This is a genomic window from Proteobacteria bacterium CG1_02_64_396 (assembly GCA_001872725.1).
Classification (GTDB): Bacteria; Pseudomonadota; MNWR01; order CG1-02-64-396; family CG1-02-64-396; genus CG1-02-64-396.
Genome location: MNWR01000026.1, coordinates 1 through 13,984, shown reverse-complemented (window position 1 = coordinate 13,984; position 13,984 = coordinate 1). Strand labels below are relative to the sequence as shown.

The window sequence follows — 13,984 nt, the reverse complement described above, 5'->3', positions numbered from 1 at the left end:
GTGTCCCGTGTCCGACGACATTCAAGATTTGGCGGGCGACCCCGCCGGTTTGGCCGCCCTGTCCGGACGTTATGTGCGGTTGAACAACGGAAAGCTCGGCTTGGTGCGGGCCTATGTGGCCGAAGAGGATGCCCTGGCGGTCGAGCTGCTGCACGAGGTCTCGTTACAGACCGATACCCACGGTCGACCCCGGCGCTACGCCCCTCACGTGAGCCATGTCTACATTCATCGCAAAGACGGGGCACTTTCCGACGAGTTTTTGGGATTGGAAATCGTCAACGCGGGGCAAGTGGTTAATATTGGCCGATTTTGACGGAATTGTTATTGGACATCGCAGTCTGCCCGTCACTAGGATTCGCCGCGATTTGAAATTGGACGAAATCCCTTGGGTTTTACCTCTTTCCATTTTTTTCACACAGGAGTGATCCATGCTCATTCTCACCCGGCGCAACGGCGAAAGCCTGATGATTGGTGACGACGTCAAAATCACCATCTTGGGCATCAAGGGCAACCAGGTTCGTATCGGCATCGATGCCCCCCGCGAAGTGGAAGTCCATCGCGAGGAGATCTACGAGCGCATCAAACGTGAAAACACCACCTCCGGTCCCGTCGACGACGAGGATTTGGCGGTGATGGATCGTCTGTTCGGGGATTGAACTTCCCGCAGCATAGACGCCCCAAGAGAGCCCCCGGCCTAGGTCGGGGGCTTTTTTTTGGCGGACGCCGATGCGGCGACGCTGGCGCGCAAACCGTTTGAGGTGGTTATGACCGGGCAAAATCGGGCGATTCCCGCCGAGTTGCATGTTTATTCCGAGCACAAGAGGCTCGAAGTCGTCTGGCAGGATGGGGCGCAAAGCCGCTTCGGCTACGAGCTGCTGCGGGTCGAATGCCCCTGTGCCGATTGCAAAGGGCACACCCCCGACCAGGCCCAAGTCATCACCGGCAAACAGGATGTCGGCATCACCGACTTCATTCCGGTGGGCAACTACGCCATTCAGATGGTCTTCGACGATGGCCACGATTCGGGGCTGTTTTCGTGGGATTACCTGCGACAGCTGCACGAGCGGTTTTCTACCGTGCGGGGGGTCTCGTGATTCGGGCAGTCATCCTCGATTGGGACGGCACCGTCTCCGACAGCCGGGCGATCATCGTCGAGGCGCTACGGCGTGCGCTCGAAGAGGCCGGGGCGCCGCTACAGCCCGAAGAGAAGCTCGCCTCGATCATCGGTCTGAGTCTGCCCCAAGCGATGGCGACCCTGATTCCCGAGGGGGATCGGGCGTTGCACCAGCGGGCGGGGGAGGGGTACAAGCACCACTTTCGCCTTCTGTCTCAGGGGGGGGTGCCCCTGTTTCCCGGCGTGTTGGAGTCGGTCAAGCGGCTGGCCGAGGCGGGGTATCGCATCGGGGTGGCGACCGGAAAATCGCGGGCCGGGCTCGACCGGGCTTTGCATGAGACCGGGTTGGGCGCCTATGTGGCCGCCAGCCGATGCAGCTGTGAGTGCCCCTCCAAACCCGATCCGGCGATGTTGTACGAGGTACTGGCCGAGCTTGATGTCGCCCCGGCCCATGCGGCGATGGTGGGCGACACCACCTACGACATGGCGATGGGCCGTTCGGCGGGGACCCGTCTGCTGGCGGTGACCTATGGGGTCCATCCCCCCGAAATGCTCGCCCCCTATCTGCCCGAAATGTGGCTGGAAACCCCTGCTCGCCTTGCCGAGGCGATCTTGGAAATGCAAACTCCTTCGTCCTGATCGAGGGGCCAGAGGAGGAAGTCCGAATGATGATTAAAAAGATTATGTTGGTTGAGGATTCCGAAACCACGCTACAGATGGTTTCGTACCTGTTGACCCAGGACGGTCACGAAGTATTGATGGCCCGCGACGGCAACGAGGCAATGGGGATTCTCGCCACCGAGCGTCCCGATTTGATCATCTCGGACATCATGATGCCCAACATGGACGGCTACGCTTTTTACGAGGCGGTGCGCGACCAACGTCGTTTTAGTGTCACCCCGTTTATTTTTCTTTCGGCCCGCGAAGAGCTTCCCGACCGAGTCGACGCCCTGCTCAAGGGGGTCGACGACTACATCACCAAGCCGATTGAGCCCCAGGAGTTCATCGCCCGCATCCGTACCGCCCTGCGCCGCTCCGAGCGGTTTTACTCGTTGTACCCGCTCGATCCAATCACTCAGGTGGCCAAGTACGAGACCTTCCATGAGCGTCTCAAACAAGAGATGGAGCGTTGTGTGCGCTTCCAGCGCCCCTTCGTGATCGCCGGCTTCGGCGTCGATCAAATCCAGACCTACAAGAAGATGCACGGCGACTGGGTGGTCGACTTCTTGATGGAGAAGGTGGCCGAGTTCATCAAAGCCCGGGTGCGCAAGCTTGATCTGCTCGGACGGGTCGGTCCCGAGATCTTTGCCCTGATTCTGCCCGAGACCAACGAGGAGGATGCGCGCATCTTCTTCGAACGTTTGAAGGTTGAACTGGGCAACATCAACTTTATGCATCCCCGCCTCGAAAAGCGGTTGGAGGCAAGTTTGAACTACTCGATCCTGACCGGATGCGATGCGGTGAAGGAGGCCCAAACCGCCGAGGCGCTCATCGCCCGCTCCACGCAGGCTCTGCAACGTCGCTGGTGACCCCCCTTCCCCGATCCCAATCTGCAACGCGCCGCCCCCCTTCCGGACCGGGAGGGGTGCGGATCATCGCGGGCACGTTCCGCGGCCGCCTGCTTCAGGTGCCCAGCAGCGGGGTGCGCCCCACCTCTTCGCGTGCCCGCGAGGCGCTGTTTTCTCGCCTGGGAAATCTGCACGATCTGCGGGTGCTCGACCTCTATTGCGGCTCCGGCGTGTTGGGGGCCGAAGCCCTGTCGCGTGGGGCCGCCCACACCCTGTTTGTCGACCGCAATCCCCGCCAGCTTGCCGTCCTGACCCAAACCCTTGAGCAATGGGGGGTCGGCCGAGCCCACTTTCGCACCCTGCCCCTTGAACTGCCCGGCGGTCTGCGCGCCCTGGGGGGCGAGCGCTTCGATCTGATCCTGCTCGACCCCCCTTATGGCACCGGACTGCTGCAACAAACCCTGCCCCTGTTAGCCCCTTTGCTTCATCCCGATGGGCGCATCGCCGCCGAACACCCCTCCACCGAAACCCTGGAGGGGGGCGACACCCGTCGCTACGGATCAAGCTGCATCACTGTATGGGAAGCGTCATGGCTTTAACTGCGGTTTACCCCGGCACCTTCGACCCCATCACTCGGGGGCATTCCGATCTGATCGAACGGGGCAGTGGATTGTTCGAGCGACTGGTGGTTGCAGTGGCCGAAAACCCCAAAAAATCGCCCCTGTTTTCGTTCGACGAGCGGGTCGAAATGGTGCGTGAGGTGACCGGGCACCTGCCCAACGTCGAGGTGATGGCCTTCTCGGGACTGCTGACCCGTTTCGTCGAGGAGATCGACGGCAACGTGATCCTGCGGGGCTTGAGGGCGATCTCCGACTTCGAATACGAATTCCAGATGGCTTCGATGAATCGCAAACAGCCCTCCCATGTCGAGACCGTCTTCCTCATGACCGGCGAGTCCTACACCTACCTCTCCAGCCGCTTTGTCAAAGAGATCGGCCGGATGGGGGGGGAGATCGACTTCTACGTCCACCCCGAGGTGGCGCGCCGTCTTTTGGCCAAGTTGGGGGAGGGGCAAGCGTGACCCTGGCGTCGATACAGGTGGTGGAGGCGACTAACCATTCCGCTGCGCAGCCTCAAGCAGAGGACGCGCCAACGGCTCGAACTAAAAAAGGGGTGTTGATTCGCTCCTTTGGCTGCCAGATGAACGTCTATGACTCTCAGCGCATTGAGGCAATGGCGGTGGGCAGGCTGGGGCTGGAGCCGACCGAAGACCCCGCCAGCGCCGACCTGATTGTTTTGAACACCTGTTCGGTGCGCGATAAGGCCGAACAAAAGGTCTATTCCGAGCTTGGGCGGCTGCGCACGCTCAAAGAGGCCAACCCCGACCTGGTGATTGCGGTGGCCGGCTGTGTCGCCCAACAAGAGGGGGAGGCGATCCAAAAGCGGGCCCCCTATGTCGACATCGTTGTCGGTCCCCAATCGCTGCATCACCTAGAGGCGATGGTGGCCCAGGTACGGCGCGACCGAGTGAAAGCCTCCGACCTGCGCCTCGATGAGATCGCCAAGTTCGACGCCCTGCCCGAGGCCAAAGCCGAAGGGCCGACCGCCTTCGTGACGGTGATGGAGGGGTGCGACAAGTTCTGCACCTTCTGTATTGTCCCCTACACCCGCGGTCCCGAGATCAGCCGTCCGGTCGAAGACATCGAGTCCGAGGTGCGGCGCCTGATCGCCCAGGGGGTAATCGAGGTGACCCTTCTGGGGCAGAACGTCAACGCCTACCGCGGTCAAGACAGTGAGGGGACCGAATACAACCTGGCGCTGCTGCTACGCCGTCTTTCACTGCTCAACGGCCTCAAACGGCTGCGTTTCACCACCAGTTATCCCTCCGAGGTCGACCAAGATCTGATCGAGGCCTTCGCCGAGCTGCCGTTGCTGGCCCCCTTTCTGCACCTGCCGGTGCAGAGTGGCTCCGACGCCGTGCTGGCCAAGATGAAGCGCAACCACACCGCCGCCGAATACCGCGATCTGGTTCGCCGTCTGCGTGAGGCACGTCCCGATCTGGCGCTCTCCTCCGACTTCATCGTCGGTTTTCCTGGGGAAAGCGACGCCGATTTCGAGGCGACCCTGGCCCTGATCGACGCGGTCGGCTTCCATCACGCCTACTCCTTCAAATACTCCCCACGCCCCGGCACCCCCGCCGCCCGTATCGAGGACGACGTTCCCGAAAAGGTGAAAGAGGAGCGGCTGGCCCGGGTGCAAGATCGGGTGAAGATTTATCAGCGCCAAGCGTTGGACAGCCGGGTGGGGGCGATTGAAGAGGTGGTGGTCGAGGGGTTCAACCGGGATGGCGATCTCTTCGGTCGCACCGCCCACAACTGGCCGATCCACTTTGCGGGCGCACACGATCTGATCGGCACCCTGGTGAAGGTGAAGGTGGTGCGGGCGTTGGGGAACTCTCTGCGGGGCGAGGTGGCGTCGTGAGTCCGTCGGGGGCGTTTGAGCGCCGTTTCGAGATTGGGAACATCGAGCACTGTCGCCAGCTGTGCGGCGAGCACGACCGCCATCTGGCCCGCATCGAAGAGGCTTTTGGGGTCACTATTCACGCCGTCGGCAATCGGTTAACCCTGATCGGCTCCGATGCCTCCATGGTCGACGGGGCGGTTCATACCCTCGAAAAGCTGCTGCGTTGGTTGCAAGAGGGGCGGGAGATCGAGATCGAAGCGGTCGATGATGCACTACGTTTTATTGGCGGCGAGGCGCTCCCCCCTATGGAGGACGGGGAGGCGGTGCTGCGCACCCGCAAACGCAAGGTCACCCCCCGCTCCCCCAGGCAGGAGGGATACATCCGGGCGCTGAAGAGCGCCACCGTCACCTTCGGGCTCGGCCCCGCCGGAACCGGCAAGACCTACATCGCCATGGCGGCTGCGGTCCACCATCTGCTGGCCCGCCAGGTTGATCGCATTATCTTGACCCGCCCGGCGGTCGAGGCGGGGGAGCGTCTGGGCTTTTTGCCCGGCTCGTTGCAAGAGAAGGTCGATCCCTACCTGCGCCCCCTATTCGACGCCCTGTACGACATGCTTGAGCCGGAGCGGGTCGAAAAACTCACCGAGCGCGGCGTCATCGAGGTCGCCCCGCTCGCCTTCATGCGTGGGCGCACCCTGAACAACGCCTACATCATTTTGGATGAGGCGCAGAACACGACCCCTGAGCAAATGAAGATGTTCCTAACCCGGATCGGCTACGCCTCCCGCGCTGCGGTGACCGGCGATCCCTCCCAGGTCGATCTTCCCAAGGGGCAACCTTCGGGGCTGGTCCACGCGGTGGCGGCATTGGAGGGGGTTGAGGGGGTGAATATGTGCCCGTTCGATCACCGTGATGTGGTCCGCCATCCGATCATCGAGCGGATCATCCAGGCCTACGACCGCTTCGAGCAGCAGGGGGGGCGGTCGTGAGCGTGAACGGCATTTTGCGGTTTCATCTCGATTACCAAACCTGCGATCCGGCCCACAACCCGGTCGACAAGGGGACCGCCCTGACCATCGTCAAGACGGTGCTGGCCGATCAAGCCGATCTGCCGCTGCTGCAAGCTTTGGTCGCTTCGGGGCAAGAGCTTGAGCTGGGGATTCAGGTCGTTGCCGACGCAGAGATGGCGACCCTCAACCGCGCCTACCGGGGCAAGGAGGGGGCGACCAATGTGTTGTCGTTCGCCATGAACGACGACGAGCCCCAACCCACCCCGATGCTGGGCGACATCGTCATCGCCCTGGGGGTGGTGCGGCGCGAGGCAACCGAATTCGGTTTGCCCCTGCTCGACCGCATGGCCCACATGATGGTACACGGGGTGCTCCACTTGCTGGGGTGGGATCACGAACGTAATGAGGTGGAGGCCGACGCTCAGGAGGCCGTCGAAGCGGCCATTCTTGAGCGACTTGGTTTTCGTATGGCCGAGGGATGAGGCGCGCGTCCGCCCCCCACGGCCCCTGTTTCGACGCAACGATGGAGGTCAACCGTTAGCCCCATGGAGGATCACCCTAGTCCTTCGCGGTTCGAGCTGCTCAACCTGCTCAAGCGACTGTTCCGCCGAGAAGAGTCGCCCGCCACCGAAGAGATCGGCGAGATGATTCAAGAGGCGACCGAAGCGGGGATCATCACCCCCGCCGCCGCCCGCATGATTGCCTCGCTGTTGGTTCTGCGCGGCCGCACGGTCCGGGAGGTTCTCACCCCCCGTTCCGAGATGGTCGCTTTTGCCATCGACACCCCGACCGACACCCTGCTTGCGGGGCTGGTCGAGTCGGCCCACTCCCGCTTCCCCATTTACGAGGGGGATCCCGACCACGTGAGCGGCATCCTGGCGGTGAAGGATCTGCTGCGCTTGGTAGGGGAGGGCAAGGGGCTGTCGGGTTGGCACAAACTGCTGCGCCCCGCCTTCTTCGTCCCTGAAACCAAGGGGATCGAGGAGCTGCTCGAAGAGATGCGTAATCAGCGCTTTCACATGGCGGTGGTGGTCGACGAATACGGCGGCATCGCAGGTCTAATTACCATCGAGGATCTGCTCGAAGAGATCGTCGGAGAAATCGCCGACGAGTACGACGAGGAGGACGACGAGCCCCGTATGGTCCCCGAGGGCCAGGGATGGCGGGTCGACGCCCGGCTCGATGTCGACGAGCTGCTCTCCGCCCTTGAAATCAAGCTAGAGCACCCCGATTACGAGACGGTGGGGGGGTTGATTTATCACCTGCTGGGCCGGATGCCCGAGGTAGGTGAAAAGCTCCCCTTTGAGCGTTTCGAGATCGAAATCGCCGAAATGGATGATCGCCGCATTTTGCAGGTGTTGATCCATCCGGTGAGCGGCGAATAAGGGCCTTTGGTGCCCCGTCTGCCCACCCCCTTGCTCGACCTGCTCTGGTTGAGCGCCGCCGCCCTAGCCTGGAGCTGCCCCGAGGGATGGCTGGCCCCTCTGGGTTGGGGGGGGGTGATCGTCTGGTGGCTGCGCCGCTGCTTTACCCCCCACGCGGCGTGGCTGCTCCTGGCGGCGCTCACCCTGCACGCCGCCACCGTTTGGCACTGGTTGGCCGCCACGCTGCACACCTACGCCCCCATGCCCTGGCTCCCAGCCTGGGGGATAACCCTGGTTTTTGGCGGTTATCTGGCCCTGTTTCCCCTGTTTTCGCTGCTGTTGCTGCGCCGCTTCGGGGACGGGGCCCGTGCGCTGACGTTGAGTGGGCTCGCGGTCGTCTTTTGGGGACTGGGGCAATTTGCCCAAGGGTGGCTCTTCACCGGGATTCCCTGGATGCCGGTCGAGACCGCTTGGGTCGATTGGCCGGTTCTTGCGGGGCTGCTGCCGATCCTGGGGGGGGAGGGGACGACCCTGCTGGTGCTGGCGTTGCTGGTGCTGGCGACCGCCCCCGGCGTTTGGGATCGCCTGCGCACTGTCCCTTTGGCGCTAGGGGGGGCGCTGCTGCTGGTCGGTTGGGGGGCAGGGGGGTGGGTCGATGCTCAGGCCGAGCGGGGCGAACCATTCTCGGTGGCGGTGGTGCAAGGCAACATCGCCCAGAATGAAAAATGGCGCCCCGGACGGGCCGACGAACTGGTCAAACATCACCTCGACCTGACTCCGGTCGATGCCGACTGGAGCGTTTGGGCCGAGACGGTCCTTCCCTTTTTCATCCTCGATGATGCCCGGCTGCTGCACGACCTCGAACAGGGGATCGCCGCACGGCAAACCCGCCTGATTCTGGGGGCGCCGGTGCGTAGTGAAGAGACCTTCCCGCCCGGCGACTTCCCCCCTTACCGCAACGGCATGTTGCTGTTCGATTCCGAAGGTCGCCCCGCTGGGCTCTACGGCAAGGTGCATTTGGTCCCCTTTGGGGAATATCTGCCCATGCCCGGGATCTTCGGGTTTTTGAACGGTTTTCAGATGGGGATTGGCGCCTACCACCCCTCCAAGATGGTCGACCGGGCGCTGCCACTGGGGCCGGGTCGTCCGGGGGGGCTGATCTGTTACGAGTCGATTTTCCCCGAGCTTTCGCGTGCTTGGGTGCGTCGAGGGGCCGACGTCTTGGTCAACATCACCAACGATGCCTGGTTTGGCATCTCCCAGGCCCCGTGGCAGCATTTGCAACACGCCCGGTTGCGGGCCGCCGAAAACCGTCGCTCCGTGGTGCGGGCCGCCAACACCGGCATTTCGGCTTTGATCGACGAACGGGGTGTGGTGACCGCATTGTTGCCACTTGAACGTCAAGGGGTGGTGCAGGGGTGGGTGAGCTCCCGGCGCGATACCGTCCCCTCGTTGTGGCTGGCTCCGACGCTAGAATACGGCTCGGCCCTGGCCGGTCTGATCTACCTACTGGCCGCCTGGTTACGCCGCCGTCGCTCCACCCCATGAAGGGAATGCCCATGTCATACAGCACATCCAGCCGTTGGATCCGAGCCGCCTGCCTCGGGATGCTCGGGTGGGGCTCTGCCGCTCCGGCCCAAGCGCTCGACCTTGAAAACCACAACAGTCTCTTCGAGGTGCTGGCCAGCGCCCGCCCCACGGCGGGAGCGGTCGAGGTCGACTTAAAGATGGCTGGGCGTGAGAACCTGGTGCTGCGGGTCGAGGGGGTCAACCAGAGTTACACCGGATGGACGGTTTCGGGGGTGGGGGTCGGCATCGACTGGCGCCACTACTGCTGGGAGGACCGCCGCGGCTTGGTTTATGACTTCGGCACCGACCTGATTCAGGCGACCATTCAGCCCAAAACCGGCAGCTCCGCCAAAAAATTCATCCCCTATGCCCATGCCGCCCTGGGTTACCGCTTCTGGTTCGACCTGTGCGACTGCGACGACCGGGGTACCTCCTATGTTCGCCACGACCCGACCGGCAGCACCGTCTATGTGGCGGCGGGGCTCAACGGCGCCCTGGTAACCCCCTCCGCCAACGGGGTCAACGTCCCCAAAGCCTCGTTGATGCCCTACGTGGTGCTGACCCTGGGCCATGCGTTCTAAGCACGGCCCCATCTCTCCACCCCCCGGTTTGCGGTTTCCCCTCCAAGCGCTGCTGCTTGATCGCGACGGTGTGCTCAACCTCGACCGCCCCGATTCGGTGCGCCGGGCCGACACCCTGATTCCCCTGCCCGGTGCCTTGAACGCCTTGGCCCGACTGCGCGCCCTCGGTTTGCCGCTGGTGGTGGTGAGCAATCAGGCCTGCATCGGACGGGGCTGGGTGAGTGAACAAGAGCAAGCACGGATTCATACCAAAACCATGGACTGGCTCGATCCTCAGCGCAGCGGCGCCGCCCACCTGTTGATTTGCCCCCATCCCCCCGAGGCGCGGTGCGACTGCCGCAAACCCAAGCCGGGGTTGCTGCGCCAAGCGCTGGAGATCGGCGGCTGGGCTCCCGACCGGGTGTTGATGGTGGGCGACGCTCCCCGCGACCTGGAGGCGGCAAAAGCCCTGGGTATTGCGGCGGTGCTGGTGCGTACCGGCAAAGGGCGGGGGAGTGAGATCAAGCTGGCCATGAACGACCTGCCCATCTTCGACGACTTGGCCCAGGTGGTCGAGGCGGTGACGGCATGGAGCCGGATGGAGGCAGTCGACCAACATGATGCGTAAGCGGGTTTGGGCAGTGGCGGTTCTGGCCTTGGGGGGGGCGGTGTTGCTGGTGGGAATCGCCCTGTTCTGGCGCCTGATTCCCTCACCCCAGGAGCAATCGCTGCAACCGCGCGATGCGGTGGTGGTGCTTACCGGCGACGCCGGGCGGCTGCAAACCGCCTATCGCCTGTGGCAACAGGGGGTGGCGGGTAGGTTGGTGATCTCGGGCTTGGGGGCGGGGATCACCACCGCCCAGGCGTTGACCGCCGCCGGGCTGCCGCTGGAGCGGGAGGGCGAGATCCTGGCCGACCATGCCCGCGATACCGCCGGGAATCTGGTCGAGGTGGTCGCCGCCCTGCGCCGCCTTGGTTTGACCTCGGCCTATCTGGTGACCTCCGACTACCACATCCCCCGGGTGATGCTGCTTTGGTCCCGGCTCAAGGGGGCCCGCCCCGAATTGAAACAGATCTCTTTGGTCCCCATGCCGGTGGCCACCGGGGTGCACCCATGGTCCCCCGCCGTCTTGGGCGAGTGCCTGTGGTTTCTGGGGGAGACCCTGCGTCCCATGCCCCCCTTTCCCAACGAATAACGAGCCTCCACGCCATGCTTTTGCTGCGATCCCTGATCTACAACCTCTTCCACTGGACGATCACCGTCTTCTACGCCGTGGCGATCATCCTGTGCTGGCCCCTGCCTTGGAAGATCCGCTGGCAGTTGGGAAGGGGCTGGTCGCTGGCCAATGTGGCGGCGCTGCGCATCTTGTGCGGCATCAAACTCGACGTGCAGGGGCTGGAGAACATCCCCGACCACCCGGTGGTGGTGGTCTCCAAGCATCAATCGGCCTGGGAGACGGTCGCCTTTCCGGTCTTTATGCCCCCCTTCAATTGGGTGCTGAAAAAGGAGCTGCTCTACATCCCCTTCTTTGGTCAGGCGTTGCTGGCGCTGGAGCAGATCGCCATCGACCGCTCGGCGGGGCGTCAGGCGCTGAAACAGCTCAACGACGAGGGGGGCAAGCGGATTGCGGCGGGGCGCTCGGTCACCATCTTTCCCGAGGGGACCCGGATCGCCCCCGGTCAAGTGGGCGATTACCAGATGGGGGGGATCTGGCTGGCCAAACATGCCGGTGTGCCGCTGCTCCCCATCGCCCACAACGCAGGTAAGGTCTGGCCCCGCAAAGGGTTCATCAAGCGGCCCGGTACGATCTCGGTGCGGATCGGCAAGGCGATTGCGCTGGATGGGAACAACAAGGCGATTCTGGCCAACGTGAAGGAGGCCATCGAGGGGATGATGGCGCAGTTGCCGCAGTGAATGGCGCAAGAGTACGTCGATGAACAAGCAAGACCGCTTCGAGCGCGATCTGCTCAAGGCCCGCAGCTTCATGAACGAGCGGCGCTTTCGCGAGGCCCACGAGCTGCTGCACCCCTGGCTGGGTTCATTCCCCGAATCGCCCGATCTGTTGCTTGGTCTGGGGATCGCCAGCGGTGAGGTCGGCGCCACCGCCGAGGCCAAAGCGCTGCTGGAGCGTTGCCACAAGCTGCGTCCCGATTGGGCCGAGCCTTTGGTCCATCTGGGGATTGCCCGTTTTCAAAGCGGCGACCACGAGGGGGCGATGGCGGCTTGGGCTCAGGCCGAACAGCGGGGCTCGCGCAATCCCGATCTGCACTACCACCTGGGGATCGCCTTCAGCGGTCAGGGGTGGTGGGACAAGGCGCTGGCCGCCTTCGATACCGCCATCGCCTGCCATCCCGGCCACTTCCCCGCCCGGCTCAACCGGGCCTGGGTGCTGGCGCAGGGGGCAAGGTTCGCCGAGGCCCGTCAGGCATTGGAAGAACTGCTGGAAGAGATCGGCGATCAGGCCGACCTGCTGCGCACACTGGCCATGGTTGCCACCGAGCAAGAGGACTTTGCCGCCGCCGCCACCGCCTTGGATCGTCTTCTCAAACTCGACCCCGATCGTTTGGATGCTTGGAGCAACCGGGCCTACATCGCCTTGAAGATGGATCAGCCCCAGGTGGCGCTGCCCGCCATCGAACGGGTGCTCGCCCGCCTGCCCCAAGACCCCGCCGCCCTGATCAATCGGGCCTGTTGGGAGCGGGATTATGGCGATGCGGCCAAGGTCGCTGCCATCCTCGACCCCCTGCTCGGCCAACAACTTCCCCCCTACGTGGTCGCCGCTGTCTCGGCCCTGCTGGGCAACGAAACCCAGCTGCGTGCGGCATTGGAGGCGGCCCAACACGAGGGGGGGGAGGCGGTGCTGCGGGCGGTGAAGCGGGATTTGCCCTTCAAGGGGTGGCTTGCGCGGTTGGGGTTGCTGTAACGGCTTGGCCGCCGCGTTCGCGGCCCTCCAACCCCGGTGTGAGGGAGGCCGCCTCCGAGGCCGAAGGCAAACCGAAGCGCGGCATTGAGCCAGGGTTGAGGCCGCTTTGCGAACCCCGGGATCGGTTTTTTTCTTCGGCGCCTTGAAACCTGTGCAGGGGTGGTGCTGCCCCCTTTCGACAGGTTCAGGAGGTGCCATCTGCACTCCCCCCCCCCAAAAAAACCTACCGAATCACCTTTAGCGTCGGTTTTTTCTTCCCTTTTTTATGGCACTCCCCCCTTTTTTAACATCGCCGCCGTGATCCCCCACAAGCACCGATAATGCCGGGCGATGGGGGGGCGGTTCGCTGGGGGCTTGTTCGGCCTCGGGGGCAACCTCAGGGGGGATGGAGGGGGGCATGTCGATGGGGACCGACTCCTCCCACACCGCGCCCCGGTCGACATCGGGGATGTAGGCGGCCCAGATCGCATCCCAGGGAAAAAAGCAGGGGGTCGGGATGCCGCCAAAAAAGAGGGTCGAGGCGACCCCATCCTCTTCGAACCGGATCGGGTTGGGGGCGCGCAGATTCAGAACGATGTGCAATCGCGGATCGCCCTGGTGCTGCGGGGGGACACGGACCCCATCCCGGCGGGCATCGAGCACGATCATCACCTTCCCCCCTTCGTGGAGCAGGTGTTCGATGGCCTGTTGCTTGGTGTGGTGGGGTTCCAAAGGCATGGGTTTGGTTTTCCGACGTGTCGTCCGGTTATTGGGCCGGGCCCGGGATCAGGGTGATGGCGTAGCGGTTGACCGAAGCCAAGGTATTGTCGATGGCCCTAAAAAACACCACAAAATCGCCACTTTCCCCCCCCGCCAGGGCGGGCCAGGGGGAGCGGGGATGGGTGGCGTGGTCGAGCCAGCGGGTGTAATGAACCATCTGCATTTGCAGTGGGGCGACCCCGTCCCAGGGTTCGGGCAAGATCTGAAGATGCTGCACGGTTTCCCCTTTGGCTCCGGTCAAAGTGACGTCGAGCCAGGGTAGGGGGTGGGGCTGACCATCCTTGTTGAGGATCTTGCCGCGGATGATGTAGAGGTCGCCCAGGTGTTCGGAGTGGATCAACTGCCCCTCGGGGATCCCGCTTCCCGATGGGCCGGTGACCGCTATTCCCTCAACGGCAACGGTGGGGGCCAACCCCAGCGAGGCCAAGGTGTCGGCGATGAGGGGCGAGGCAAAAACCGCATCGCGGTACATCCACCCCAATCCTCCCAGGGTCAGCGCAATCATGGCGACGCTGGCCCACCACCAACCCCGCCCCATCGGGGGGTGCTCCGCTTCGTCTTCCTCAACAGAAGAGGGTGATTGACGGTTTTCGACCTCCCATGGCTGTTCTTCGGGCAGGGGATCGAGACGGTCGGCCTCTTCGTGTTCCTGCGGCGCCACGTTCACCGCGGGGGAGGGCTTGGGTTGGGGCGGTTCGGGGGTGGCTGGGGGT

18 protein-coding genes and 1 pseudogene are annotated in these 13,984 nt (G+C 63.7%); 17 read left to right on the top strand and 2 right to left on the bottom strand.

Annotated elements, in window-relative coordinates:
• The first annotated feature begins 7 nt into the window (after window positions 1-7).
• The 17 genes from AUJ55_03090 (at window position 8) to AUJ55_03010 (ending at window position 12,512) form a co-directional block, all read left to right on the top strand.
• Window positions 8-313, top strand: a complete 306-nt coding sequence (locus AUJ55_03090; protein ID OIO59734.1) for a hypothetical protein — start codon at window positions 8-10, stop codon at window positions 311-313.
• Between the two features lie 115 nt (window positions 314-428).
• Entirely contained in the window at window positions 429-656 is a 228-nt protein-coding gene (locus AUJ55_03085) for a carbon storage regulator (GenBank protein OIO59733.1), read from the top strand.
• A 108-nt stretch (window positions 657-764) separates the two neighbouring features.
• A complete protein-coding gene (locus tag AUJ55_03080; protein OIO59755.1) occupies window positions 765-1,094 on the top strand; it encodes a hypothetical protein in 330 nt (109 codons plus the stop codon).
• A complete protein-coding gene (locus AUJ55_03075) occupies window positions 1,091-1,753 on the top strand; it encodes a hypothetical protein (protein ID OIO59732.1) in 663 nt (220 codons plus the stop codon). Before AUJ55_03080 ends, AUJ55_03075 begins: the two co-directional genes overlap by 4 nt.
• 26 nt (window positions 1,754-1,779) lie before the next feature.
• A complete protein-coding gene (locus AUJ55_03070) occupies window positions 1,780-2,643 on the top strand; it encodes a hypothetical protein (protein ID OIO59731.1) in 864 nt (287 codons plus the stop codon).
• 56 nt (window positions 2,644-2,699) lie between these two features.
• Window positions 2,700-3,221 (top strand): hypothetical protein, encoded by a 522-nt coding sequence (locus tag AUJ55_03065; protein ID OIO59730.1) that lies wholly within the window; start codon window positions 2,700-2,702, stop codon window positions 3,219-3,221.
• Window positions 3,212-3,703, top strand: a complete 492-nt coding sequence (locus AUJ55_03060; protein ID OIO59729.1) for a pantetheine-phosphate adenylyltransferase — start codon at window positions 3,212-3,214, stop codon at window positions 3,701-3,703. Before AUJ55_03065 ends, AUJ55_03060 begins: the two co-directional genes overlap by 10 nt.
• Window positions 3,704-3,822: 119 nt before the next feature.
• The gene (locus AUJ55_03055; GenBank protein OIO59728.1) at window positions 3,823-5,103 is read left to right on the top strand and encodes a tRNA (N6-isopentenyl adenosine(37)-C2)-methylthiotransferase MiaB; all 1,281 of its coding nucleotides are present in this window, start codon (window positions 3,823-3,825) and stop codon (window positions 5,101-5,103) included.
• Window positions 5,100-6,074: a hypothetical protein gene (locus AUJ55_03050; GenBank protein OIO59727.1), complete on the top strand. Its 975-nt coding sequence runs from the start codon at window positions 5,100-5,102 to the stop codon at window positions 6,072-6,074. The genes AUJ55_03055 and AUJ55_03050 overlap by 4 nt, the downstream gene beginning before the upstream one ends.
• A gap of 80 nt (window positions 6,075-6,154) precedes the next feature.
• Window positions 6,155-6,577: an rRNA maturation RNase YbeY gene (locus AUJ55_03045; protein ID OIO59754.1), complete on the top strand. Its 423-nt coding sequence runs from the start codon at window positions 6,155-6,157 to the stop codon at window positions 6,575-6,577.
• A 63-nt stretch (window positions 6,578-6,640) separates the two neighbouring features.
• Window positions 6,641-7,480, top strand: a complete 840-nt coding sequence (locus tag AUJ55_03040) for a hypothetical protein (GenBank protein ID OIO59726.1) — start codon at window positions 6,641-6,643, stop codon at window positions 7,478-7,480.
• A 6-nt stretch (window positions 7,481-7,486) separates the two neighbouring features.
• Window positions 7,487-9,007, top strand: a complete 1,521-nt coding sequence (locus AUJ55_03035; GenBank protein OIO59725.1) for an apolipoprotein N-acyltransferase — start codon at window positions 7,487-7,489, stop codon at window positions 9,005-9,007.
• A 59-nt stretch (window positions 9,008-9,066) separates the two neighbouring features.
• On the top strand, window positions 9,067-9,609 hold the full coding sequence (locus AUJ55_03030; protein ID OIO59724.1) for a hypothetical protein: 543 nt from the start codon (window positions 9,067-9,069) through the stop codon (window positions 9,607-9,609).
• Window positions 9,599-10,216, top strand: coding sequence for a hypothetical protein (locus tag AUJ55_03025; GenBank protein ID OIO59723.1), 618 nt, complete (start codon window positions 9,599-9,601; stop codon window positions 10,214-10,216). Before AUJ55_03030 ends, AUJ55_03025 begins: the two co-directional genes overlap by 11 nt.
• A complete protein-coding gene (locus AUJ55_03020; protein ID OIO59722.1) occupies window positions 10,206-10,784 on the top strand; it encodes a hypothetical protein in 579 nt (192 codons plus the stop codon). The genes AUJ55_03025 and AUJ55_03020 overlap by 11 nt, the downstream gene beginning before the upstream one ends.
• Before the next feature lie 14 nt (window positions 10,785-10,798).
• The gene (locus tag AUJ55_03015) at window positions 10,799-11,503 is read left to right on the top strand and encodes a hypothetical protein (GenBank protein ID OIO59721.1); all 705 of its coding nucleotides are present in this window, start codon (window positions 10,799-10,801) and stop codon (window positions 11,501-11,503) included.
• A gap of 19 nt (window positions 11,504-11,522) precedes the next feature.
• A complete protein-coding gene (locus tag AUJ55_03010) occupies window positions 11,523-12,512 on the top strand; it encodes a hypothetical protein (protein ID OIO59720.1) in 990 nt (329 codons plus the stop codon).
• 237 nt (window positions 12,513-12,749) lie between these two features.
• Here AUJ55_03010 and AUJ55_03005 read toward each other — a convergent pair whose 3' ends face one another.
• Both AUJ55_03005 and AUJ55_03000 read right to left on the bottom strand, forming a co-directional pair.
• Window positions 12,750-13,229, bottom strand: coding sequence for a hypothetical protein (locus AUJ55_03005; GenBank protein OIO59719.1), 480 nt, complete (start codon window positions 13,227-13,229; stop codon window positions 12,750-12,752).
• Between the two features lie 28 nt (window positions 13,230-13,257).
• Window positions 13,258-13,984, bottom strand: a pseudogene (locus AUJ55_03000) (hypothetical protein).

Coding starts and splice junctions, on each gene's coding strand:
- AUJ55_03085 (OIO59733.1), top strand. CDS start 429: ATGCTCATTCTCACCCGGCGCAACGGCGAAAGCCTGATGATTGGTGAC.
- AUJ55_03080 (OIO59755.1), top strand. CDS start 765: ATGACCGGGCAAAATCGGGCGATTCCCGCCGAGTTGCATGTTTATTCC.
- AUJ55_03070 (OIO59731.1), top strand. CDS start 1,780: ATGATGATTAAAAAGATTATGTTGGTTGAGGATTCCGAAACCACGCTA.
- AUJ55_03060 (OIO59729.1), top strand. CDS start 3,212: ATGGCTTTAACTGCGGTTTACCCCGGCACCTTCGACCCCATCACTCGG.
- AUJ55_03055 (OIO59728.1), top strand. CDS start 3,823: ATGAACGTCTATGACTCTCAGCGCATTGAGGCAATGGCGGTGGGCAGG.
- AUJ55_03040 (OIO59726.1), top strand. CDS start 6,641: ATGGAGGATCACCCTAGTCCTTCGCGGTTCGAGCTGCTCAACCTGCTC.
- AUJ55_03030 (OIO59724.1), top strand. CDS start 9,067: ATGCTCGGGTGGGGCTCTGCCGCTCCGGCCCAAGCGCTCGACCTTGAA.
- AUJ55_03025 (OIO59723.1), top strand. CDS start 9,599: ATGCGTTCTAAGCACGGCCCCATCTCTCCACCCCCCGGTTTGCGGTTT.
- AUJ55_03020 (OIO59722.1), top strand. CDS start 10,206: ATGATGCGTAAGCGGGTTTGGGCAGTGGCGGTTCTGGCCTTGGGGGGG.
- AUJ55_03015 (OIO59721.1), top strand. CDS start 10,799: ATGCTTTTGCTGCGATCCCTGATCTACAACCTCTTCCACTGGACGATC.
- AUJ55_03010 (OIO59720.1), top strand. CDS start 11,523: ATGAACAAGCAAGACCGCTTCGAGCGCGATCTGCTCAAGGCCCGCAGC.
- AUJ55_03005 (OIO59719.1), bottom strand. CDS start 13,229: ATGCCTTTGGAACCCCACCACACCAAGCAACAGGCCATCGAACACCTG.